20 protein-coding genes are annotated in these 23,927 nt (G+C 34.9%); 9 read left to right on the forward strand and 11 right to left on the reverse strand.

Going from position 1 to position 23,927, the window contains the following annotated elements; translation table 11 throughout:
- Nucleotides 1-44: 44 nt before the first annotated feature.
- The 10 genes from CAO17_RS10530 to CAO17_RS10575 all read right to left on the reverse strand — a co-directional run bounded on the left by CAO17_RS10530 (nt 45) and on the right by CAO17_RS10575 (nt 11,322).
- Entirely contained in the window at nt 45-1,268 is a 1,224-nt protein-coding gene (locus CAO17_RS10530) for a putative glycoside hydrolase (protein WP_085992715.1), read from the reverse strand.
- Nucleotides 1,269-1,399: 131 nt separating this feature from the next.
- Nucleotides 1,400-3,190, reverse strand: a complete 1,791-nt coding sequence (locus CAO17_RS10535; protein WP_085994459.1) for a cation:proton antiporter — start codon at nt 3,188-3,190, stop codon at nt 1,400-1,402.
- Between the two features lie 184 nt (nt 3,191-3,374).
- Nucleotides 3,375-4,232, reverse strand: coding sequence for an MBL fold metallo-hydrolase (locus CAO17_RS10540; RefSeq protein WP_085992716.1), 858 nt, complete (start codon nt 4,230-4,232; stop codon nt 3,375-3,377).
- 132 nt (nt 4,233-4,364) lie between these two features.
- Nucleotides 4,365-5,555 carry an amidohydrolase gene (locus tag CAO17_RS10545; RefSeq protein WP_085992717.1) on the reverse strand — a complete coding sequence of 397 codons (1,191 nt, stop codon included), beginning with the start codon at nt 5,553-5,555 and terminating at the stop codon, nt 4,365-4,367.
- A gap of 184 nt (nt 5,556-5,739) precedes the next feature.
- Nucleotides 5,740-6,792, reverse strand: coding sequence for a pseudaminic acid synthase (pseI, locus tag CAO17_RS10550; RefSeq protein ID WP_085992718.1), 1,053 nt, complete (start codon nt 6,790-6,792; stop codon nt 5,740-5,742).
- Nucleotides 6,792-7,340: a UDP-4-amino-4,6-dideoxy-N-acetyl-beta-L-altrosamine N-acetyltransferase gene (gene pseH, locus CAO17_RS10555; RefSeq protein ID WP_085992719.1), complete on the reverse strand. Its 549-nt coding sequence runs from the start codon at nt 7,338-7,340 to the stop codon at nt 6,792-6,794. The genes pseI and pseH overlap by 1 nt, the downstream gene beginning before the upstream one ends.
- Before the next feature lie 2 nt (nt 7,341-7,342).
- Nucleotides 7,343-8,410 carry a UDP-2,4-diacetamido-2,4,6-trideoxy-beta-L-altropyranose hydrolase gene (gene pseG, locus CAO17_RS10560; protein WP_085992720.1) on the reverse strand — a complete coding sequence of 356 codons (1,068 nt, stop codon included), beginning with the start codon at nt 8,408-8,410 and terminating at the stop codon, nt 7,343-7,345.
- Between the two features lie 12 nt (nt 8,411-8,422).
- Nucleotides 8,423-9,151, reverse strand: a complete 729-nt coding sequence (locus CAO17_RS10565; RefSeq protein WP_085992721.1) for a cytidylyltransferase domain-containing protein — start codon at nt 9,149-9,151, stop codon at nt 8,423-8,425.
- A 9-nt stretch (nt 9,152-9,160) separates the two neighbouring features.
- Nucleotides 9,161-10,363 (reverse strand): UDP-4-amino-4,6-dideoxy-N-acetyl-beta-L-altrosamine transaminase, encoded by a 1,203-nt coding sequence (gene pseC, locus CAO17_RS10570; RefSeq protein ID WP_085992722.1) that lies wholly within the window; start codon nt 10,361-10,363, stop codon nt 9,161-9,163.
- A 14-nt stretch (nt 10,364-10,377) separates the two neighbouring features.
- Nucleotides 10,378-11,322 (reverse strand): dTDP-glucose 4,6-dehydratase, encoded by a 945-nt coding sequence (locus tag CAO17_RS10575; protein ID WP_085994460.1) that lies wholly within the window; start codon nt 11,320-11,322, stop codon nt 10,378-10,380.
- A 277-nt stretch (nt 11,323-11,599) separates the two neighbouring features.
- Between CAO17_RS10575 and CAO17_RS10580 the strand changes: the two genes are divergently transcribed.
- The 8 genes from CAO17_RS10580 (at nt 11,600) to CAO17_RS10615 (ending at nt 22,388) form a co-directional block, all read left to right on the forward strand.
- Nucleotides 11,600-12,580 carry an NAD-dependent 4,6-dehydratase LegB gene (locus CAO17_RS10580; protein ID WP_085992723.1) on the forward strand — a complete coding sequence of 327 codons (981 nt, stop codon included), beginning with the start codon at nt 11,600-11,602 and terminating at the stop codon, nt 12,578-12,580.
- Between the two features lie 14 nt (nt 12,581-12,594).
- A complete protein-coding gene (locus tag CAO17_RS10585; RefSeq protein WP_085992724.1) occupies nt 12,595-13,755 on the forward strand; it encodes a LegC family aminotransferase in 1,161 nt (386 codons plus the stop codon).
- Between the two features lie 21 nt (nt 13,756-13,776).
- Nucleotides 13,777-14,835, forward strand: coding sequence for a nucleotidyltransferase family protein (locus CAO17_RS10590; RefSeq protein ID WP_085992725.1), 1,059 nt, complete (start codon nt 13,777-13,779; stop codon nt 14,833-14,835).
- 112 nt (nt 14,836-14,947) lie between these two features.
- Nucleotides 14,948-15,946 (forward strand): N-acetylneuraminate synthase, encoded by a 999-nt coding sequence (neuB, locus tag CAO17_RS10595; RefSeq protein WP_085992726.1) that lies wholly within the window; start codon nt 14,948-14,950, stop codon nt 15,944-15,946.
- The gene (neuC, locus tag CAO17_RS10600; protein ID WP_085992727.1) at nt 15,943-17,100 is read left to right on the forward strand and encodes a UDP-N-acetylglucosamine 2-epimerase; all 1,158 of its coding nucleotides are present in this window, start codon (nt 15,943-15,945) and stop codon (nt 17,098-17,100) included. Before neuB ends, neuC begins: the two co-directional genes overlap by 4 nt.
- 25 nt (nt 17,101-17,125) lie before the next feature.
- Complete coding sequence (locus CAO17_RS10605) at nt 17,126-17,821, forward strand: acylneuraminate cytidylyltransferase family protein (protein WP_085992728.1); 696 nt, start codon at nt 17,126-17,128, stop codon at nt 17,819-17,821.
- A 790-nt stretch (nt 17,822-18,611) separates the two neighbouring features.
- A complete protein-coding gene (locus CAO17_RS10610) occupies nt 18,612-20,210 on the forward strand; it encodes a glycosyltransferase family protein (RefSeq protein ID WP_085992729.1) in 1,599 nt (532 codons plus the stop codon).
- A gap of 213 nt (nt 20,211-20,423) precedes the next feature.
- Nucleotides 20,424-22,388 carry an acetate--CoA ligase gene (locus tag CAO17_RS10615; RefSeq protein WP_085992730.1) on the forward strand — a complete coding sequence of 655 codons (1,965 nt, stop codon included), beginning with the start codon at nt 20,424-20,426 and terminating at the stop codon, nt 22,386-22,388.
- Between the two features lie 264 nt (nt 22,389-22,652).
- Here the strand turns inward: CAO17_RS10615 and CAO17_RS10620 are convergent, their stop codons facing one another.
- Nucleotides 22,653-23,240: an acyltransferase gene (locus CAO17_RS10620; RefSeq protein WP_085992731.1), complete on the reverse strand. Its 588-nt coding sequence runs from the start codon at nt 23,238-23,240 to the stop codon at nt 22,653-22,655.
- Between the two features lie 369 nt (nt 23,241-23,609).
- On the opposite strand from CAO17_RS10620, the gene CAO17_RS21385 reads away from it, so the two are divergent.
- Nucleotides 23,610-23,762: a hypothetical protein gene (locus CAO17_RS21385; RefSeq protein ID WP_218775556.1), complete on the forward strand. Its 153-nt coding sequence runs from the start codon at nt 23,610-23,612 to the stop codon at nt 23,760-23,762.
- Nucleotides 23,763-23,927 lie beyond the last annotated feature (165 nt).

The following is a 23,927-nucleotide window of genomic DNA, read 5'->3' on the forward strand; positions in this document are numbered from 1 at the left end:
CACTCTATATCTTCCAATTCCTGTAACCATTTCAGCTAAAACGGTCAGGTTTTATTTTTTCCGACTAAATAGTCCACGTTTTTGGTATAATTATTAGCCGCATTCCATAGTAAAAATTCATTAATCCCATTCTCATATAACGCTTTAATTTGCGCCTCTACTTCCTTTTTCCCATATTCCTTTGTCTGTCCGGTATACAGCCAAGGTGCCTCAAAATCTTGAATCCAAGGTCTGGATGTTGGTGGATTCTCCAACGCTTCCAAAACTTCATTTTCTACCTTGGCATACGAACTAATCAGACGATATGGTTCCGTATCAGGTAACCTAATTCCGAAATAGTTCTCAGACCAATGACTTGGATAGATCATAGATGAAATTACATCAACCTGACTGGAAATCCTTGAAAAGTTCTGTCCAATTCCTGGCGTTTCCTCCATGGTAGCTGCATAACCAAAAATGTCAACAGAAACATCTACACCATAACTCATTAATTCATCTTTAGCATACCCTACAAAATTTGTTACAGCTTCCACACGTTTTTTAATATTATTCATATTAATATCTTTATAATCCCCCATGGAATAATCTAATTCGTTATCCATTTTTTCAAATCCTTCAGGAAATCGAACATAGTCGAATTGTATTTCTTTAAACCCGGTTTTAGCAGCCATTTTTGCAATTCCTACATTATATTCCCAAACTTCTCGTAGAAAAGGATTAACGAAAGCTTCTCCATTTCCATTTCTCCATATTTCTCCATTTTCTTTAAAGGATAAATCTGGCCTTTTTTGTGCGAGCACAGAATCTTTAAAAACAACAATTCTTGCAATAGGATAGATGTTTTTCTCTTCTAATGTTTTCATCATGCCTTTTGGATCATCAATATAATTTTTTGCAATGTCGGCATAAGGGGAATCGGGAGGAACTTGAAATGTTAAGTTACCATGATCGTCTTTTACATCAATAACCATTGTATTCAAATCCGTTGACCCCACTAATTCTACCAATGAATGGAATCGACTGGATCCAGCAGAATGACCAGTAACATAAATACCTCTTACCGCATCTGGATATTCAAAAGTATAGGCTGAATCAGACATAAAACGTTGATTTTTGTTTTCTGCCCCCATTACGTTTATTCCTATATCCCTTTTAGAATGGGAAGCTACAGCCGCTATTGCTTCACTCCCAATATCCATAGGTAGAGACAGCATAACAAGGAGAATCGCCATGATGAAGCTTACAAACCATAGGATTTTTCTTCCCATTTTATCCATCTCCTTAAAATTAATCATATTATAATCATCTTTAAGTATATTTTATGGTTGTTCGTGATGAATATAATATGTAATTTAAGGCTATGTTTCCAATAGGAATTCATTTAGAATGTTAAAAAGCTTTACTTTGGTTCAACTAGCACAATAAGGTGATTGCCTTCCTCTAACGTAATTTTTTCTTGTAAGGTAATAAATTCAATTTGACGATTTTTTTTACGTACACATAAAGGAATGATTCCTTTCGTATGGAGTTCATTTTTTATGGCCGTTTGCTTAGCACTGATTTCTATCGCCTCAATCGTATGGCCGATGTTTATTTTTCGATTCAATTCCGTAAAGACTGCTTCTTCTCCAAAGAGAATACGGGCATGTAACGATAAGGGAACATCATTGGATTCAGCATTTCCGTATACCGGTAAGGCAAACGTATTATTATATCCAAATTCAGGTACATAGGATTGACATACCAAAGCATTATAAGCGGTATCTCCCGTCATCGCTAATATACTTTCATATGGAGTTAAATCAATTTCAAATTCGGAATGTTCTTCTAGTATCTCTCCACGGTATGTCGGAATTTCTAAATCTTTTGCAGGTAGCAAGCGTTCATTGGAGTTGTCACTAATTAGAACAGGTGTCCCTAGATTCTTTAGCTGTTCAGCAAATGCAACCGCAAAGCTACTTGCTCCAACGATTAACACTCCTGGTGGATTTGTATTTGCTAGGTCCAATTTTCTGGCAATCGGCCCAAGTGAAAATCCATGTACACATACCGTAATAAACACAAGTGCAAAGGTTAAAGCAGTCAAAATGGAAGCACCCTGATACCCGTCATTCAATAACATTTCTGCAAAATAACCAGAAACGGTTAAAGCGACAATTCCTCTTGGAGCAATCCATCCAATTAATGTTTTTTCTTGTAAGGTCAGTTCCGTATTTATAGTCGAGATAAAAATAGAAAGTGGGCGCACCAAAAATAACATAGCTAATACAAAGCTAATAATTGGCCAGCTAAATATATCTAAGATGGTTTCTCTAGTTAAAGAAGCAGTGAGTAAAATAAAGACCGTTGAAGTTAATAGGACGGAAATATTTTCAATAAAATGTCCTACACTACTAATGGAACGAACATATCTTCCTGTTCGAGCTAAAGTTAATCCCATCACTGTCACAGCAAGCATTCCTGTTTCATGCATAATAACCTCTGCAATACTAAAACAAATAAAAACAAATGACAAAATAATTGGTGATTTTAAGTATTCTGGAAACCAACCTTTACTTACTAAAAGGCTTACAAATAAACCAATTCCTAGACCAAGTAGGAAAGCCAAAACACATCCTAGAAAGAATGGAATTAGATCACTGATATGAAAAGAAGTACGGCCTATCACCTTGATGATTTCATAAGCAAATAAAGCAAGTAATGGACCTATGGGATCTACAATGATTCCTTCCCATTTAAGGACGGCAGCAGTTCTTGGCTTTAATTTTGCTTGTCTTAATAAAGGTATGATGACGGTTGGCCCTGTAACAACAAATAACCCCCCGATAATAAAGGATATTTCTAGACTAAGTCCTGCAATATAATGTGCTGCTAAAGAACCCCCTATCCAAGCTAAAAAAGCACCAAAAGTAACTACTCGAAATACAGACTTCGATATACCTCTTACTTCTCGAATATCTAAGCTTGTACTTCCTTCAAAGAGAATAACCGCTACAGCTAGTGAAATGATGGGACTGTACAAATCACCCAGTGCCTCTTTCGGATTAATCAAACCAAAAACCGGACCAATAAGTAATCCAGCAATAGACATGATAACAATGGAAGGCCACTGAATTCTCCATGCTAGCCATTGTGAAAAAATCCCCAATACAATAACAGTTATTATGGCTAACAAAATGTATTCTTGAATATGAATCACCTTCTTAATGTATGTTGTAATATGTATCTCGTTTTTCACATAGTTTGAAGACGTTTTTCGTTAATTATTCATGACAAGCAAGCTTCAAAAGTAAGCATCACACAAGTCCTGTTTTAGCCCTTACCATGCAAAAAGCCTGCTTATTTTTGTTGATAAGACAGGCTTTTAAATTACTTTAATGTAATTTTTTATTTATATACTTCCCATAATCGGGAATTGCAATACTATCGAAATCTTGAACCAAAGTTTCTAAGCTCTTTGATAATAATTCTCCAGACATCGGTAACCCATGTCCAGTTACTGCAATATTAGGATTCAATTCTTCTAATTTAATAACCGATTGCTTTGCAGCTTTCCAGTCAGTTGTAAGATATCTTGGTGGTCCGTTTATTTCCTGCTCCTGTGTCAATACCTTGTAAAGAGAATCTTGTTTGACGGTAACAAACGCATCTCCCGCTATTAATGTTCTATCGTTTTCTCTAAAAAATGATACATGTCCTGGTGTATGACCAGGTGTATGAATCCAACGAAAATCAGGCATGTGAGGAACAGAACCATCAGATGGAAGCATTTCTACTTTATTTCCTAAATTAATGGGTTCATTCGGAAACATTGGGGACATTTTTGCTACCATGCCACCTTCTACGGTTGGATCTGGTTCTGGATAATTTTTTTGTCCTGTTAAAAAGGGCAGCTCTAATTCATGTGCGTAGACAGGAACCTCCCAATGTTTAACCAATTCAATGACAGCTCCGACATGATCAAAATGACCATGCGTTAAAATAATTGCTTTCGGTCGTGCATTTTCACCATATCTTTCTTCCGTAACTGAGATAATTTCGTCAGCAGACTTAGGCATTCCTGCATCAACTAATACAAATTCCTTTGATTCCGGATTTCCAACTAAACAAATGTTGACAATTTGAACGGTATGGCAGAATAGATCTGGTAATACATCCATTCCCACTCCACTTCCTACCGATGTAGTAGGAATATATTTGTAATCACTACCGTAATTTATCTCCTTTTCCAAAATAACCCTCCTCCAATTCATACCTCATATCTATTTTTCCAATTTCAAAAATAAATATTTACGTAATTCGGTATTACCAGGGATATCCTAAATAAGGGAATAGACGACAGTAATAAATAGTACTAATACCAGCTATTTAGCTTGGTCTAAATAACTACAAACAACTTGTCCCACTGATTTAGCAGCAATAAGAATGGCATCTTCATCAATATCAAATTTTGGATGGTGGTTAAAATAAGGCTCCTCCACTCCTTTTGGTGTACAACCAATATAGAAATAAGTGCCAGGGAACTCCTCCAAATAATATGCAAAGTCATCAGACGGTGACATTTTAGGAAATTCCTTTACTTCTTTGATATCTTTATCTTGAGTGCCATCTAAAGTGTCTGCAACAAATGTAGTTAATTCAGGATCATTATATAAAGGAGGATAGTCAGCTGTATACGTAAGTTCGCAAGTTACACCGAATACTCCTTCCAACCCTTTCACAATTCTTTTGAACTCCCTATTAATTACTTTCTGTGCCTCTTCATTCGAATAGCGAATATCCCCCTCTATTTCAATACTATCTTTAATCACGTTAAAACTGCCTTTACCGTCAAATGAACCGATTGTTACAACACCAGCATCCAGTGGATTTACTCGGCGACTAACAATAGTTTGTACAGTTGTAACAAAATAAGCTCCTGCAACAATGGCATCGTTTGCTTTATGTGGAGATGATCCATGTCCCCCAATACCTTGGATTTTTAATTTAAAATAGGTTCGTCCATTAAAGGAATATCCACTATGATAGCCAACCGTTCCAGCTTTGGCCATTGGTAACATGTGAATGCCAAAAATAGCCTCTAAATCATCAAGTTTACCTGAATCCACAATACTTTTCGCACCACCAGGGGGCTGTTCCTCTGCATGTTGATGAATAATTTTTATGGTACCCTTCATTTGATCCTTTAGTTGAAGAAGACAGTCAGCCAAAATTAACAAATATGCTGTATGGGCATCATGTGCACACGCATGCATGACGCCTGCATTTTTTGACTTATACGGCACATCTGCTTCCTCATTAATTGGCAAAGCATCGAAATCAGCACGAAGTCCAATAGTTTTGCCTTCCAAATCCCCCCTAATCGTTACAATGATACCGTAGCCATTTCCAACATTCGTTTCTATTTCAACATCTTTACCTTTATAAAAATCAGCGATATACGTAGCAGTTTTTTCTTCTTTAAAAGAAAGTTCAGGATGTTCATGTAGATACCGACGAATTTCAATCATCTCATCTTCCCGTTCTTCAAGCATTTTCATTAATTCATCCTTCATTAGGAAAGCCCCCTCTATCATTTATATAAAAGCAGAGCATAAACATCTCAGCATAATATGAAATCATAACGTCCAGTAAGTGCTTGTCTATTAGAGTATCGGTTTTTATCGTACTAATTATAAGTAGGTCAGGAGTAAATTAAAGAACCTTTGATTCAAAAGAGAATCAAAGGTTCTTCTGTTTTTATATAAGATCCCAAGAAACAGCTGTTCCCTTTTTTACGTCCTGTTTCACTTTTTTCCCCAACAAAATATCATAGTATTTAGGAGCTAACCCATAACCCGGTCGAATGACGGCTAAGTTCTGTTTTGTAAACACATCTCCTGATTTCATATCTTCCATAATGTATAAAGACCGTCGATATTTTTTGGAGGATTTTTCCGCCTTCGTTGCACCATAATGAACTGATCCAAGAGATTGCCAGGCTCTTTTCGTTTCCGTTACTAATGCTTCCATTTCGTCAGGTTCTAAAGAGAAACTGGCATCAACTCCCCCGTCCGCCCTAGAAAGTGTGAAGTGTTTCTCGATAATAGTAGCCCCTAACGCAACACTCGCTACAGCTACGCCATTCCCCATTGTATGATCAGATAAGCCAATTTGGCATTGAAATAAATCTTTCATGTGTGGAATTGTTAATATATTTGTATTTTCTGGAGAAGCGGGGTAGGTGCTGGTACACTTTAATAAAATTAAATCCTTGCATCCTTCCATTCTTGCCGTTTGAACCGTCTCCTCTATTTCACTAGCAGAACACATTCCTGTAGAAATAATCATAGGCTTTTTTGTTTTTGCAACCTTGCGAATTAAAGGTATATCTGTGCACTCAAAAGAAGCAATTTTATAACAAGGTACATTCAACGTTTCTAAAAAGTCTACAGCTGTTTCATCAAATGGAGAGCTAAAACCAATTATTCCCAATTCTCTACATCGTTCAAAAATAGGCTGATGCCAATCCCATGGTGTATATGCTTCCTGATAGAGCTCGTATAATGATTTGTTTGTCCATGGACCAGAATCCGAAATTTTAAAATCATCCTTGGTAGTATTTATCGTCATAGTATCCGCTTTATATGTTTGAATTTTTAATGCATTCACTCCTGCCTTTGCTGCTTCTTCAACAATTTCCAAGGCCCTATCTAGTGATTGATTATGATTACCACTCATTTCGGCTATAATAAATGGTGAGTGATTTTTTCCAATAAACTGTTTTTCCAGTGTTATTTCTTTCACTTCCATCACCCTTCCAAATCCTTTAAAAGATTCAACCTATGGTGCTTCCATTTATTTGCGAAGAGTGCCATCTGAATGACATCTAAGTAATGTTGGTTCTTCCAAATATGATTTTTGAGCCTTCCCTCCATTTCAAATCCGAATTTCTGATGGAAACGATAGCTTGCTTGATTTGTAGCAATCACTTCCGAGCAAACTTTGTTTATCTGCATTTCATGAAAAATCTTATCCAGTGCAAGTATTCCCATAATCGTACCAGAACCTTTTGGTGCCTTTTCATCCCCAATATAAAATCCCCAGTAACAACGTGCATTTCTTTTTTGAATGTCGGTAAAATTAACAACACCTAAAGGCCTGCCTTTACCATGTAAAACCAAAACACGTTTGCTTGGATCTTCTTGCACGTTATGAAACCATTCTACATGTTCCTTCCAAGAAATTTGATGATCCGTGTACATCCATGATTTAATCCTTTCTGAATTGCGCCAGTTTAATATAACCTGTAATTCATCAAAACAAACAGGCTTTAATTGAAACTGTTCTATCTTAGCCATGGCTATTCTCCCTTAATTAATTGTTTTGCAACAGCCCCGCTTTCATAGTCTTTCATTATATTTTTAGATGTATCGCTCATTTCTCTAAGCTTATCTGGACATTTGATTATCTCCTCGAGTACTCTTGCTATGTCTTTTTCCTGAACACCCTTACTGCTACCCAGGTGATAAACTGCCCCTCTCTCAGATAAATAGGATAATATTTCCTTTTGGTTATCAGCTACTTCAATTGTTATGGTTGGCAACCCAACGTAACACCTTTCCCATGTTGTACTCCCACCTGCACCAATTCCTATATCTGCTTTTATCATTAGCTCTGAGATGTTATTAACTTGAACATAAAGGTTGACATGTGGTGTTTGTTCGCAAAATTGCTTGATAGTAGCAACATTTGAATTTGAGACTCCAATAACTACATCGACAGAAATATCTGTTCGTTTCAGAAGTTTAATTGCCTTTAATGCTTTCATCGTTTCATTTGTAGGATCACTCCCACCAAAAGAAATCAATATTCGTTTAACACTTGTGCTTCTTTTCATGTTGGTTATATCTCTAAACTCTCTCCTTAATAAAAAATACCTCCCACCTAATAAAAGTGTTGTTTTTTCTGGAGTAAGCTTGATATAACGTTGTCTCATATCACGATATAGATTTTGGTCTAATAGTAAATCACAATCGTGCGAACGGTTTGCTAAATCATCAATAATCATTATTTTTCTCACATATGGTCTTATCTTTTGTTCCCATTTTTTATCAATTGCATAATGATCAATAATAAACCAATCAATTTCGTATTGATCTGATATAGTTTGAATCGTTTGATGTACATCCTTCTTCCAATTGTTTTTAAACCAATTATAGTAATCTAAAGGCACATCTTCAGGTGTTGGTAATGACAATACGTTAAATCCATGTTTCTTTATATAGCCCATTAAATTACCTGGTAATAGCCGGCAAATAAACGTAACTTTTACATTTTCCTTCTTGAGGTCCTCTGCCAGGACCAGGCTTCGCATAACATGCCCAGTTCCTATATCCTTTGATGCATCCGTTCGTATAAAAACATTCATACGCTCACGCTTTCAATCTTTTTTCTGCTCGACATGTTGATTGATCAACTGCCAATTGGAGTTTTTTTCCATAAGCTGTATAATATCTTCTAATGTAAAGTGTTGCTTTTTGGGATATAATTCTTCCACAATTTTCTTAATGAGTATAAAGTCATCCATCGTATCAACCGTCCACCGATAATGACTATAATCTTTGCGATATGTCACATTATAGATTTGAAATGATTTTAAAATTTTTGTCATATAAATGGTTACATGTTCTCGTTCTTTCTTTGTCTTTGCTTTTTCATGTGCTTCTTTTAAAATCTGAAAAGAAAACACCTCAATATCCATTCCTCTTGGAAATGTTCGATTTAAGGTGTTAGAAACATATTGTAACTTCTGATTATCTAGAAAATATTTAACAATAGTATCAATCTGTGACGGATCAATTAAAGGACAGTCAGCTGTTAAGCGAATAACGATATCTGCCTTTACCTGTTTTGCCGCTAAGTAATACCGCTTTAATACATCATCTTCTGGTCCTCTAAAATATGCTACTTTCAATGATTGACACAAGGATATAATCTGATTATCAATCCTCTTATTGGTAGTAGCTACTAAAACTTCATCTAAATACTGCGAATTTTGTACACGTTCCAGTTGATAGGCTAACAGGGGTTTTTCAAGAACGGGTTTAAGAGTTTTTCCCGGAAGCCTTGTAGACCCCATTCGAGCCTGGATGATTGCAACGACTTTCATTTCACCACCTCAATTTATCAAATAATAAGAAATAACTTTTCTCACGCCTTTTATGACATCGTTTAAATCCTCTTCAGACATTTTTGGAAACAATGGAAGGGTAATTATTTCTTCATATAAACTTTCTGCATTCGGACATAAACCAATTTTATAACCCAGTTGCTGATAATAAGGATGTAAATATACGGGAATGTAGTGTACGTTTACACCGATATTTTCCTTTTGCAACGCCTTAAAAATGGCATTTCGATCTACTCTTAACTTACTCAAGTCTAGCCGGATGATATATAAATGCCAGCTTGAATCAGAATACTTTTGTTCTGTTGGCGTGATTACACCTTCTAAATCTTTAAATGCTTCGGTATACTTTTTTGCATATTCCCTACGCTTTACAAGAAAGTAGCCTATTTTTTTCATTTGACTTAAGCCAAGTGCTGCCTGTATATCCGTCATACGATAATTCAAACCAATCTCTTGCATTTCATAATACCATGGCTCATGCTTTCCAATGATTTTCTGGGGATCACGAGTAATACCATGGTTTCTAAATCCAACTAATTTTTCGTAAAATTGATGATTATCCGTCGTAATGATACCACCTTCACCCGTCGTTATATGCTTTACAGGATGAAAGCTAAACATAGTCAAATCAGCAATAGAACCTATATACCTTTGTTTATAAGTAGCACCTAATGCATGGGCAGCATCGTCAATAACAATCAATCCATGCTCTTGTGCTAAAGAAAGTATTTCATCATATTCCGCTGGTGTTCCTGTATAATCTACCGTTATAATTGCTTTCGTATTTTCATTAATGAGGGGCTTAATTGCTTCAGGAGAGATAGTAAAAGTTTTTGGGTCGATATCTGCAAATACTGGAGTTGCTCCCAGATATAAGATACAATTAGAGCTTGCTGCAAATGTCATCGATGTTGTTATCACTTCATCATTTTCAGTTATCCCAGCTGCGAAGCAAGCAGCATGTAGTGCAGCTGTTCCACTTGAAAATGCAATGGCATACTTCGTTCCAACAAAATCACGAATAGCCTTCTCAAATTCAGTAATCATAGGTCCTGTGGTAATAAATTCACTTTGCAACACTTTAGTAACTGCTTTTATATCTTCCTCATCAATCCATTGTCTGCCATATGGCAAATAAGCATTGCGTACCGGTTTACCACCATAGAGTGCTAGATGTTTATTCTTAGTCATTTTTGATTACACCTTTATAATAGATTCGTTGATTTAATCCAGGTTTCCGTTTTTTTAATTCCTTCTTCCAAACGATACTCCGGTTCCCACCCTAATAATGCTTTAGCTTTACTGTAATCACATAGTAATTTGGGTATTTCACTCTGGGGATGTATATGAGTAACATGTTTTATCTTTGTTTCATCTTTCACAATTAGCTTAGCTAGTTCATTAATACTAATATCTTTTCCAAGTCCAGCATTTATCACTTCTCCATTAACTTTATCTGAATACCCTGATTCAACAACAAAACGAGCACAGTCTTCTACATAAAGAAGATCTCGTGTTTGTGTTCCATCTCCGTAAATCTTTAATGGTTTATCCTCCAACATGTTATTTATGAAAATAGCCACAACGCCGCCTTCCCCATCTGTTTTCTGAAATGGTCCATACGTATTAAATGGTCGAATAACTGTTACAGGAAGATCATAAGCATAGTAGTAAGATAAAACCATATTTTCTGCAGCTAGTTTCGATCCAGCATATGGTGAGGCAGGCTTAACGCTATTCATCTCACTTATCCCATCATCACTATAGGCGCGTTCATAAACCATACAAGTACTCATAAATACAAGTTTTACATGATGCCTCTTACATTGCTCCAATACATTAAAAGTTCCAATTACGTCATTATTAAACGTTTTCCCTGGGTTATCTATACTATCTTGTACATTAATACTTGCAGCTAAGTGATAACAAACATCAAATTTTTTAAAAAACAAATGATTTAGAACACGGATGTCTTTTATATCCCCATTAACAAAATCCTGATAATTTTTATGGTTCTGTAAGTCTACAAGGTTTTCTAAATTACCATTTGATAAATCATCCAACACCCATACGTAATGACCATCCTTTAAGAGTCGGTCAACTACCCACCTTCCAATAAAACCCGCTCCGCCAGTTACAAGGATATTCAAAGCCTTCACCCTTTCTAAACCCTCTCATAGCATCTTATTTTCATAACATCGAATATATTCATAAATATCAGAAGTACCAAGTGAGAATGAATCACTCGGGATAGGATGTGTCGTGATTTTCCTAAAATCTCTAGAAGGCTTGATGTAAACATCCTAGGTTGTTTTAATGTTGGTTTCATATAGTGCTCAAAATTCCATTCGTATCCTATGCAAAAAAGATATCTATTTGCATAGAATACCTTAGAGCTTCATATTACATTGAGGGGTGCAAACATTCATGTCAAACGTATTGATCACAGGTGCAGATGGATTTATAGGTTCACATCTTACGGAGGAATTAGTAAGAGAAGGTCATAACGTAAAGGCGTTTGTATTTTATAATTCCTTTAACTCATGGGGATGGTTAGATACATTACCAGCTGATATCAAAAGTGAGATTGATGTTTTTACAGGTGACATCCGGGATCCAAATGGGGTAAGAAAGGCTATGAACGACGTGGATGAAGTGTATCATTTGGCTGCACTTATCGCCATACCATTTAGTTACCATTCACCAGACTCTTATGTAGACACCAATATTAAAGGTACACTAAATATTTTACAGGCTTCACGTAATCTCAATACAAATCGAGTATTGATAACTTCCACATCCGAAGTATACGGGACTGCACAATATGTCCCAATTGATGAGAGTCATCCGTACCAAGGTCAATCACCATATTCTGCAACGAAAATTGGAGCTGACCGAATTGCTGAATCGTTCTATAAATCTTTTAATGTCCCATTGACCATTGTAAGGCCGTTTAATACCTATGGTCCAAGACAATCTGCTAGAGCGGTAATACCTACCATTATTACTCAACTATTAGCTGGTAAAAAGGAGTTAAAATTAGGATCATTAACCCCTACTAGAGACTTTAATTATGTGAAAGACACTGTACGGGGATTTATTGAAATTGCAAAAGAAAACAAAACCATAGGCGAAGAAATTAATATTGCTACACAACAGGAAATCTCTATTGGAAAGCTAGCTAAGGAATTAATAAAACAAATAAATCCAAACGCTACAATCATAACGGAAGAAGAAAGAATAAGACCGAAAAATAGTGAAGTCAATAGGCTCTTAGGGTCTAATGAAAAAATTCGAAAACTAACAGGTTGGAAACCAAAGTACACATTAGAAATGGGATTAAAAGAGACGATTGAGTGGTTAGAGAATAATTTAGATCAATACAAAACGGATATTTATAATATTTAAGGAGAAATTCAACCATGATACCTTTATCTATACCAAATTTAAAAGGAAATGAACTAAATTATGTCACCAAAGCATTGAAAGAGGGGTGGGTATCGACTGGGGGTGATTTCATAAAGAGGTTTGAAACTGATTTTGCAAATTACCTAAAGGTCGACCAGTCCGTAGCATGTCAAAGTGGTACTGCTGGTCTTCATCTCGCTTTACTTCTTTCTGGAGTGAAAAGTTCTCATGAAGTTATCGTACCTTCATTAACATTTATTGCTGCCGTAAACCCGGTAAAGTACCTTGGAGCAGAACCTGTATTTATGGATTGTGATGATTCCCTCACGATTGATGTTAAGAAATTAGAAATATTTTTCCAAAAGGAATGTTGGATAACGGATAACGGATTAATAAACAAAAAGACGAATAAGCTAATAAAGACAATAGTTGTCGTTCATGTTTTTGGAAATATGGCTAATATGGAAAAAATAATGGAAATAGCAAAAAAATATAAGTTAAAAGTAATAGAGGACGCTACCGAAGCACTGGGCACTTATTATACTTCTGGAAAATTTAAGGGAAGGTTTGCTGGAACTATTGGTGACTTTGGAGTTTATTCGTTTAACGGGAATAAAATCATTACTACTGGTGGCGGAGGTATGCTAGTTGCTAAGGATAAAGAAATAGTAGAAAAAGCTAAATACCTCTCAACACAGGCAAAGGACGATCCACTTTATTATGTTCATAATGACATAGGATATAACTACCGGATGACAAATATTCAGGCTGCCATGGGAGTAGCCCAATTAGAGCAGCTAGAAAATTTTATTCATATAAAAAAAATTAATTATCAAACCTACCAGGAGAATATTAAAAGAATAAAAGGTCTTTCCCTCTTAGATTTTAAAGCAGGCACAAGGCCAAATTATTGGTTCTATTCTTTAGTTATAGATAAGAAAGCATACGGTATAGATAGGGATCAACTACTAGTAAAACTAGCTGAAAACGGTATTCAAACCCGGCCAATATGGGGGTTAATCCATGAACAGAAACCATATGTTAATAATCAAGCTTATGCAATAGAAAAAGCAAAAAAATATGTGCAATTCATATTAAATATTCCATGTAGTTCTAGCCTAAGGAGGGTTGAAGTTTTAAAAGTTACAGATGTTTTAGGAAAGCTGGAGTCCTAATAAACGAAATGAGGAGATGTCATGAGTTTAAAAGATTTATTTATCAGTAAAGAACTTTCAATAAGAGATGCACTAGAGAAACTTGATAAGACAGCTAAGAAAATATTATTAGTTATGAAGGATGAAAAATTACAAGGAATTATTACGGATGGAGATATTAGAAGGTGGATTTTAGATAACGGCGATTTAAACGAGAATGTTGAATTGGCTATGAATAAATCACCGATATTTATTTTTGAAAAAGATGTCATAAGGGCAAAAGAAATATTGAACGAAAAAATGATAGAAGCAATTCCTGTTCTGAATAAGAATCATAATGTTGTAGATATCATTTATTGGAACGAAAAGTTTAATCGTAAATTAAATTATTACAAAAAACTCAATAATCCAGTAGTTATCATGGCTGGTGGAAAAGGAACGAGATTAGCACCTTATACTAAAATTCTGCCAAAGCCATTAATACCTATTGGAGATATACCTATTGTTGAAAGGATTATCAATAGATTTTATGAATATGGTTGCAGTAATTATTATATGACCGTTAATTACAAAAAGAACATGATTAAAGCGTATTTTGATGAGAAGGAAAAACCATATCAAATAAATTATGTAGAAGAAGAAAAGCCATTGGGTACAGCGGGAAGCCTACATTTGCTTAAAGGCATTATAAAGGATACTTTCTTTGTAAGTAATTGTGATATTTTAATTGAGGGTAATTACTCTGGAATGTTGAAATATCATAAAGAAAACAATAATAAAATAACGTTAATAAGTTCACTTAAACACTATACGATTCCTTATGGGGTTATTGAAATAGATAAAAACAGCGTCGTTAAAGGAATGATGGAAAAACCAGAGTATGATTATTTAGTAAATACAGGAATGTACATCTTAGAACCTGATTGTTTAAATGATATACCGGACAATACGTTTTACCATATTACGGAGTTAATAAGTCACTATATTGATAAAGGTGAAAAAGTGGGGGTATATCCGATCCAAGAAAATTCCTGGTTAGATATGGGGCAATTTAAAGAAATGGAAATCATGATAGAAAAATTAGGTATTAGAAATGAATAATACTATTTTAATAGATATTGACGTGGTGGCCACTGTAACAATGTCATTGGTTCCCTCAAAGATTTAAAGTATTGGCAGTAAACTTATAAAGCCCTACAAGGTGGTGTAAGTATTGAATAGAACATTTATAATTGCAGAAGCAGGAGTAAACCATAATGGCAGCTTGAAATTGGCTAAGAAACTAGTTGACGAGGCCAGTAAGGCTGGAGCGGATGCTGTGAAATTTCAAACTTTTAAAACAAACCAGGTACTAACAAAATACGCAGAAAAAGCCGACTATCAAAAAGAAAATACGGATAAGGTAGAAAATCAGTATCAAATGGTAAAAAAATTGGAGCTTAATAATAAAGAACACCAAGAGTTGATAGAATACTGCAAAACAAAAAATATCCTGTTCCTTTCCTCCCCTTTCGATTTGGATAGCATCGATTTACTTTCAAAACTGGGGTTAAAGATTTTTAAAATCCCTTCCGGAGAAATTAATAATGTTCCATACCTTCGAAAAATCGGTCAGTTAGGAATGAAAGTTATTTTATCTACGGGAATGGCAACAATGGGGGAAATAGAATTTGCCTTAAAGATTTTAAGAGATGAAGGAACGACTGACATTACGGTTCTTCACTGTAATACAGAGTATCCGACGCCAATGGAAGATGTGAATCTTACTGCAATGAATACAATCAAAAATGGTTTTAAAGTTGAAGTCGGTTATTCAGATCACACATTAGGAATAGAGATTCCAGTGGCTGCAGTTTCATTAGGTGCCAAAATTATTGAAAAACACTTTACATTGGACAAAAATATGGATGGACCCGATCACCAATCAAGTTTAGAACCCTTTGAATTTAGGTCAATGGTAATGGCCGTAAGAAATATTGAGAAAGCGTTGGGAGATGGTGTTAAAAGGCCATCAAAATCGGAAGTAAAAAATATAAAAATAGCAAGAAAAAGTATCGTTGCGAATACTAAAATTAATAAAGGTGAAAGATTTACAGAAGACAACTTAGACATTAAAAGGCCTGGTGATGGAATTTCGCCGGTTTTCTGGGATACATTAATCGGCAAAAAGGCCAAAAGAGATTTTTATAAAGACGAGTTGATTGAACTATGAAAAGGATTTGCATTATTACTGGTACGAGGGCAGAATACGGTCTTTTAAAACCATTAATAAGGAAAGTGAAACACGATGAACAGTTGGAACTCAAGTTAATCGTTACAGGTATGCATTTGTCCCCAGAATTCGGTTTGACCCACAAGGAAATTGAAGCTGATGGATTTAAAATAGATGAAAAATTAGAAATTTTGATGAGCTCTGATACACCTATTGGTATTTCCAAATCAATGGGATTGGCAATGATTAGTTTCGCAGAATGTTTTGCACGAATAGAACCCGATATGATTATTGTATTAGGTGATCGATATGAAGTTTTTTCAGCAGTCAGTGCAGCTTCCGTTATGAGAATACCAATAGCACATTTATATGGCGGAGAAACAACGGAAGGAGCTATTGATGAGGCCTTCCGCCATTCGATAACGAAAATGAGTTATTTGCATTTTACTAGTACAGAAGCATACAGCAAAAGAGTGATACAACTTGGTGAAGATCCTTTAAGGGTTTTTAATGTTGGAGCTATTGGTGTTGAAAACATTAAAACATTAAAATTACTATCGAAACAAGAGGTAGAAGAAGCTATCGGATTAAAGTTGAATGGAAACATAGCATTGGTTACTTTTCATCCTGTTACTTTGGAAAGTAATACAACTGAAAGACAGTTTAGAAATCTTATCCGTGCATTGGATAATTTAGAAGATATGAAGATTATTTTTACGAAGTCGAATTCGGATACGGACGGAAGAATAATTAATCAGATGATTGATAAATATGTAAATGATAATAAAGAAAAAGCAGTAAAATTTACCTCGATGGGACAATTACTGTATTTAAGCACAATGAAATATGCTGATGTGGTAATTGGCAACTCGTCCAGTGGCATTGTAGAAGCCCCTTTTTTTGAAGTGCCGACTGTAAATATTGGTGATAGGCAAAAGGGAAGAATTCAGGCTGACTCTATCCTTGATTGCAGTCCAAATAAGGAAGATATAATGAATAGTGTAAGGAAAGCTTTACGCATTAAATTCAGCGGAAAAATTAAAAATATCAATAACCCATACGGTGATGGAAACGTTTCTGATAAAATCATCATTAAAATTAAGGAAGCATTGGAAAGTCAAATAAATATTAAAAAGCGATTTTACGACACGTGAATGTAAAGGCAGGTGGGTTGGGATTATGTTAAATAAGAAAAAGTTTTTAGCAATTATACCGGCACGCAGCGGTTCAAAGGGACTGAAAGATAAAAATATTAAAAACTTGAACGGGAAACCGATGATAGCTTATACAATTGAAGCGGCTACTCAAAGCAGGATATTTGATGACATAGTAGTATCAACGGATTCTGAAAAATATGCACAAATATCTATAGAACATGGTGCAACAGTCCCCTTTTTAAGACCCACGGAACTGGCATCTGACAGTTCAAACAGTATTGATACAATCATTCACACCATTAATGAATTAAAAAAGAGGAACCTGAGCTATGATTACTTTGTTTTATTACAACCTACATCTCCACTAAGAGATGCTAATGATATAAAAAAAGCCGTAAACTTATTAATTGAAAAAAAGGCTTTATCCGTAGTTAGTGTATGCAAAACGAAACATTCTCCCCTTATCATGAATACGTTAAATGAATCATTGGATATGAGTCATTTCATATCCGACGAATTTAACAAAAGAAGACAAGAACTACCTGCGTATTATAGGGTTAATGGTGCAATATATCTAAGTGAGTTGGAACATTTTTTGCAGCATAAAAGTTTTTATAAAAAAGGGAGCTTTGCATATGTTATGGACCAAAAAAACTCTATAGATATTGACTCAGCATTAGACTTTGAACTTGTGAAAATATTAATGAAATATAAATAGACTTCATTTTTTCATTTACCCTCCACTTCATAGAGATAGGTTCGTGATTCACATCATAATGAATAAACAAGATATACCCGCTGTTTACCACCTGTTTTACAAGCCACATGATAACCGAAAAAACATATTAACTGTCACTCCATCCATTCTCAAAATTCATTATTTGCCAAACATTTTAATACTTGTAGTTTACATGATTGGTGTTTCTACTTTTAGATGCTAGTGCTGACAAGTAATTTGACATTCTACCACCTATAATGTCAAGGGTGTATAATATTTATAAGATATGGTCATGATAATAAATTCTCATTTAATAGTTAAAAATTTCCGCTGCTTCATATTCTGAAGCAGCTCCTCTTCATATGCTAAGGATTTATTCCCTTTTCACTACGGGTAATGAGTGATCCTTCATTTCAGACCAAACTTTTCATCCTTTCTAACTTCTTCTTTTAAAAATGAGGAAATATGGACAAACGTATTAGGGCAATTTTGATTAAGGTTACATCACTGAAAACTGTCTCATCCGTGATAAAGCTTTCTACAGTAGCCTAAAGGGATATTTATTTTATCTATTACTGTATAAATTGTTATAAGCAGAGGTATTCCACTATTTGAAGACATTTAATCTCGAAGGTGGGTTGAAGTCTTTAACTGGTTATTCCTTTCTGAATATATATATTACTATTTAAATGTTATTAAATTTAACGATAGTAAATAGTTCAGTTATTTAGACAATATTGCGATAGTATCGCCTTGGTTTTTTAAAAGTACAGAAGGGTAGGAGAATATCATGAATACTTTTGATAAAAATTATTGGTCCTTATACCTTAATTTTCTTAAAGATTTTAAGGAACTGACGTATAGAGGTTTTTCTATTCCGTATTTTTCCATTTTCCCAAAATTAGTTAATACCAGTAAAAAACAATGGAATAATTTATTATTTGATAAAAAATTGGCACAGCAATTAAATAATCAAGTAAATGATTTGCAAGAAATCCAAAAGGAATTTAGTAAGTTTGTTCAGAGGCACACGAAAAAATCATTAGTCAAAAATAAACAAGGAAAGGTGGTTTTGCATGTAGACGGACATCTCCGATTTCCCAAGGAAACTTTCAAAAATTATTTTGACCCGACTAGGACATTATTAATAAGCGCAGTTAAAGGCAATCCCTCAAATAAGAGATTAACGAGCAAAAAAAAAGCAATAGTTAAATCCCTAACGAATACAATTACCGTAAGGGGAAATTCCCACAAAAATAGGAACATTACACCAAATACTAGAATTAAACATGTACCAAGTGTTATTGAAATGATAGGGATTGATCATTTACCTGTCGATTATCTCCCCAATTATTCAGTTGACACGAAAAAAGCGGCACAACAGCTTCAAAATAAAGCAAAGTCAATCTTAAAATCTTATAATAAACACCCCCTTTACGGAGAGGAATACTTTCAACGTGCGTTATTATCTCATATCCCCCAAATAATAAACTGGATTGAAGAGGCTAAAAATTTTCTCGATAAAGTATCCGTTTCCTGTTTGGTTATATCGTCTCCACATTCCCTTAATCGTGTACTGGCTTTGGCTGCTGCAGAAAAGGGGATTCCTACCATATCTATGCAGCATGGACTTATTGGAAAAACATATATACCGAAAATTGCAACCATTGATGCTGTATATGGGAATTTTGAAAAAGATTGGTATATAAAAATGGGGGTACCTGAGGAATCCCTCGAAGTAATCGGTCATCCAAAATTTGATCAGCTCATTACGAGAACCCCGATGTCACGATCAAAATTCTACAAACGATTGGGATTAGACGCAAGTAAGAAAACATTACTAGTTACTGTAAGAGAACAATATGACATGGAGGAATGGAAACTTTTAATAAAAACCATTTCAGACAAATACAGTTTAAATATCTTAATTAGAGACTATCCAGGGAGAGAAACCAATACATTGTCAAAGGAATTTCCATTTGTCATTGATACAAAAAATTATAACCTTCACCTTTACGACATACTTCCTAATGTTAATGCGGTTGTTTCATATCCATCCACAGTGTGCCTTGAGGCTATGCTAGCAAATAAACCTGCATTTATTCTAAACAAAGAATTTTTAAATGAAGTAGATTATCGAAACGGTAGTTTACCTGTCAATTTATCTTGTATTAGGTCCCCCCACTTTATAGGTTATTTTAATGTTCTAGATAAAATGGTTCAAGACGACCCCCGAAAATTAGGACAATTAATAATTGATTATTTTAAAGATCCCAGATGGGAAAATTACGCAAAAAAGAAAAGAGAAAAATTTCTTCCTTATGCATACCCTGTTAATAAACGATCTGGGAAACGATTAATAGATTTAATTAATAAGCTGACAATCTAGTATTTTAAAATATAGTATCAATTAATCTTCATTACTATAATTTATTGGTCATGAACAGTTTAATAAATTAAATAAAGGCAGAAAAATAGTTAGGTGGTATTACTATTGATGGAAAGGAACATTTGGAATTCGTCGAATAATGATTCTAAAACAAATTGGTTATTAAATTTTTAATATAGATTCTAAAATAAAAAATTTAAAAGGAGAATTCACATGGATGTTAGTAGATTTTCACAGGTTGTTTCAACTAGTAAAATCATACACCCAAAAAAAGAAAAAGTACGTTCTACCTCTATTGGAAGCACAGAGGCTTTTCAAGAACTCCTTCGTCACTCTCAAGAAAATCCTGCAGAATTTTGGGATAGTGTAGCTCGTGAGCTTGTATGGTATAAACCATGGAATGAAACCATTAGTGGAAAACTCCCTGATTTTCGTTTTTTTGTAGACGGTATTAGTAACCCATGCATTAATTTAATCGACCGGCACATAGATAATGGAGCTGGTAATCGAACAGCTCTCATTTGGGAGGGTGAAAATGGCGATACGAAATTTTACACGTATAATATGCTGCTTTCTGAAGTAAATCGATTTGCAAATGTTCTTCGATCATTTGGTGTAAAAAAAGGTGATTGTGTTGCTATTTTTCTACCAAATCTGGCCGAAGCAATTATTGCCGTATTAGCTTGTTTTCGGATAGGTGCTATTTATAACACTATTTTCTCAGGTTACTCCGAAAAATCATTAGCAGATCGACTTATTAGTTTCAAGCCCAAGGTAGTAGTAACCGCAGATGCAACAAAACGGCGAGCTAAAATCAATCGTTTAAAAGATAAAGTTGATAATGTTATACCTACAATTCCATCCGTTGAAGCAGTTATTATTGTAAACCGTTTAGATTCAGAAGTTCAAATGAAAGAAGGACGTGATTACTGGTGGCAGGAACTGACAAAAAATGCTAGTATCGTTTGTGAACCCGAAAGATTAGAAGCCAATGAGAGTGGTATTGTCTTTTATACAAGTGGCACGACTGGAAAACCTAAAGGTGTTCTGCATTCCGGGATGGCTTTTGTAACTCAAAATTACACATATGCCAAATATCATATGGATCACCATAATGATGACGTTTTCTGGTGTACCGCTGATATCGGCTGGTTAACTATGCATATTTGGGGGATAACCGGTGCGTTGGCTAATGGTGTAACAACAATTGTCTATGAAGGGGCAATTGATTATCCTACAAAAGATCGTTTTTATCAAATTATTGAAACGTATCGGGTAAATAAATTATTTACTGCTCCAACTGCTTTAAGAATGTTAAAAAGTATGGGCGAAAAACCCTTGGAGAAATTTGACTTATCTTGTCTTGATGTCATTTCACTTGTCGGAGAACCCTTTGATACGGAAACATGGCATTGGGTATATGAAGTGTTAGGAAAGAAAAAGGTATACATCAATAACACTTGGGGCCAAACTGAAACAGCTGGATCACCGATTGCTGGAGCAGCTTGGTTGACTCCAATGAAACCGGGATCTTCAGGTATTCCATTTTTAGGTGCTGTTTTTGATGTTGTTGATGAAGAAGGCAATCCGGTTAAACCCTCTCAATTAGGAAACTTAATCATAAGAAAACCATTTCCTATGTTGTGCCGCACACTATGGAAAGAGCCAGAGCGATATTACAAATCCTATTTTAGCCAAGTCGATGGTAGTTATTATACTAGCGATCTTGCATTGATAGATGATGATGGTTATATATGGGTAGTTGGTCGTTCTGATGATGTATTTAATGTAGCAGGACATCGATTAAGTACGATGGAAATGGAAAGTGCTGTACTTGAGTGTGAGGGCGTTTCTGAATGTGCTATTATCGGGATTCCTGATGAAATAAAAGGAGAAATTCCTTTAGTATTTGTCCGTCTAAGTGATGGTTTTAATGGTACTGCAAAATTAGAAAAACGAATAAATGATAATATCATAAAACAAATTGGCAAGATTGCCAGACCAAAGACAATTATTTTTACCAATGTGTTACCGAAAACAGTTAGTGGAAAAATTATGCGCCGTTTATTAAAAGAAATCGTAGTATCTGGAACGGTATCCAGTGATATTACAGGTTTAGAAGATCCGACAACGGTTGTACATTTACAAAAAGTGATTGCTGAAAGCAAATTTTACTGAATAATGGTTGAATGGGACTAGTCATTTACGATAAAAAATTTCAGCTATTTTGTCTTTGGAAAAGCTAGATCAGCACTCCGAAAAACAAATAAGACCTATTGCATTGGTAAACCTACCCTCAATCAAAGTTATCTCTGTCACTAAAAAATTCAAAAGGATACAATTCCCATACTAATCTAGGAATCGTATCCTTTTTATAATGGACAATAATTTCGTTCCTCCCTGTTACCATTAGCTAAACGTAAACCAAAAAGAAGCAAGCTTTCAGTCCTTTGACTGTTCTATAGAAATTTCTTTTAAGAATGCTTCTTCTAATACTAATAAATCTCTTTTACGTTCTTTTGTTTTTCTTACAGGCACACCAACATAGACACCCCATGGATCTAAACTATCTGTTACCAAGCTGTGAGCTCCTATAGCACTTCCTTCCCCAATAGTGATATTAGGTAATACCGTTGAATTCGTTCCGATGATAACATGTTTATTTAAAATTACTTCTCCTGTTGTTACATTTAAATATTTATTAGGAACTGTAGGACCGGTTAAACTTCCTCCTAAATAATCATCAGTCGCAGTATAAATAGCAGTTCTGGATGATACACCTGCAAAGTCTTTTATAGTTATACCGCCCTTCCCTCCTAAAAGACAAAAAGAGGCAATGTGAACATTCGAGCCTATATTTACTCCTTTTTCACCACCGACCAAAATGCAAAAATCATCAATCCTTGAATCATTACCAATAGAAATAGTTTCTGGTTTGTAAATACTGCATTTTCTACTAACTTTAACGCCTTTTCCTACACTTTTAAGACCCATCTCTCTTAGTTCTTGCTCACTATAAATGGAATTCATAGCTCTCTCCTCCAGCATTTAAAATTTTAACAATTTAGGTTTTACTATAAGAAGTCACTGTAGCTATAAAGTGAATCTCAATCAGTGGCGGTTTTCTTTCTTCCCCACTGAAACAAAGGAACAAAGGCTAAAGTCACAACATCCGTTGCAACGCCTCCTGAGACCTACGTCCTGTAGACCCGAACGGATCGGCTTTTAGGGTCAGGGCAGTTTTTACCACAAGGATATGACACAAGGCCCAATTCATCTGATTATATCAACATTTACATTCCCGTATTTTTCTTCCCCTTGTTTCACAAAACGGTCGTTCCATAAAAGCTTGGTACATGAAACCCAATCTATATAATTTATGATAGAATCTGAACCATCATGTTAATATTTGGTAAGATGGATACCAATTTAGAAAGTCTTTTATTCTTTAGAAAATGGTTGAAAAAGGCATGGCGCAGTTTTCAGAAAAAACTATCTATGTATCAAGATGTTAGAATCTTATTATTTGATCATCAAAGAATCAATCAATAAAAACATCCATTTAAAAATTCCTGCATGCGAAAGGTTTTAATTATTTCTGATGAAGCAATAAATGATATAAAAGAGGGAAAGCCTTTATAATTCATTTTTCAGAAAAATTAAACGAAGTCAAGGAACAAAAACCAATAAATTTCTACGTTCGTGTACATCACCTTC

The sequence above is a fragment of the Oceanobacillus senegalensis genome (assembly GCF_900176885.1).
Taxonomy (GTDB): domain Bacteria; phylum Bacillota; class Bacilli; order Bacillales; family Amphibacillaceae; genus Oceanobacillus; species Oceanobacillus senegalensis.

Excerpts from the sequence above, each read along its gene's own strand:
- CAO17_RS10605 (WP_085992728.1), top strand. The coding sequence starts at position 17,126 with ATGTTAAATAAGAAAAAGTTTTTAGCAATTATACCGGCACGCAGCGGT.
- CAO17_RS10585 (WP_085992724.1), top strand. The coding sequence starts at position 12,595 with ATGATACCTTTATCTATACCAAATTTAAAAGGAAATGAACTAAATTAT.
- CAO17_RS10590 (WP_085992725.1), top strand. The coding sequence starts at position 13,777 with ATGAGTTTAAAAGATTTATTTATCAGTAAAGAACTTTCAATAAGAGAT.
- CAO17_RS10545 (WP_085992717.1), bottom strand. The coding sequence starts at position 5,555 with ATGAAGGATGAATTAATGAAAATGCTTGAAGAACGGGAAGATGAGATG.
- pseI (WP_085992718.1), bottom strand. The coding sequence starts at position 6,792 with ATGGAAGTGAAAGAAATAACACTGGAAAAACAGTTTATTGGAAAAAAT.
- pseG (WP_085992720.1), bottom strand. The coding sequence starts at position 8,410 with ATGAATGTTTTTATACGAACGGATGCATCAAAGGATATAGGAACTGGG.
- CAO17_RS10615 (WP_085992730.1), top strand. The coding sequence starts at position 20,424 with ATGGATGTTAGTAGATTTTCACAGGTTGTTTCAACTAGTAAAATCATA.
- neuC (WP_085992727.1), top strand. The coding sequence starts at position 15,943 with ATGAAAAGGATTTGCATTATTACTGGTACGAGGGCAGAATACGGTCTT.
- CAO17_RS10530 (WP_085992715.1), bottom strand. The coding sequence starts at position 1,268 with ATGGGAAGAAAAATCCTATGGTTTGTAAGCTTCATCATGGCGATTCTC.
- pseC (WP_085992722.1), bottom strand. The coding sequence starts at position 10,363 with ATGACTAAGAATAAACATCTAGCACTCTATGGTGGTAAACCGGTACGC.
- CAO17_RS10580 (WP_085992723.1), top strand. The coding sequence starts at position 11,600 with ATGTCAAACGTATTGATCACAGGTGCAGATGGATTTATAGGTTCACAT.
- CAO17_RS21385 (WP_218775556.1), top strand. The coding sequence starts at position 23,610 with ATGTTAATATTTGGTAAGATGGATACCAATTTAGAAAGTCTTTTATTC.
- CAO17_RS10620 (WP_085992731.1), bottom strand. The coding sequence starts at position 23,240 with ATGAATTCCATTTATAGTGAGCAAGAACTAAGAGAGATGGGTCTTAAA.
- CAO17_RS10565 (WP_085992721.1), bottom strand. The coding sequence starts at position 9,151 with ATGAAAGTCGTTGCAATCATCCAGGCTCGAATGGGGTCTACAAGGCTT.
- CAO17_RS10610 (WP_085992729.1), top strand. The coding sequence starts at position 18,612 with ATGAATACTTTTGATAAAAATTATTGGTCCTTATACCTTAATTTTCTT.
- pseH (WP_085992719.1), bottom strand. The coding sequence starts at position 7,340 with ATGGCTAAGATAGAACAGTTTCAATTAAAGCCTGTTTGTTTTGATGAA.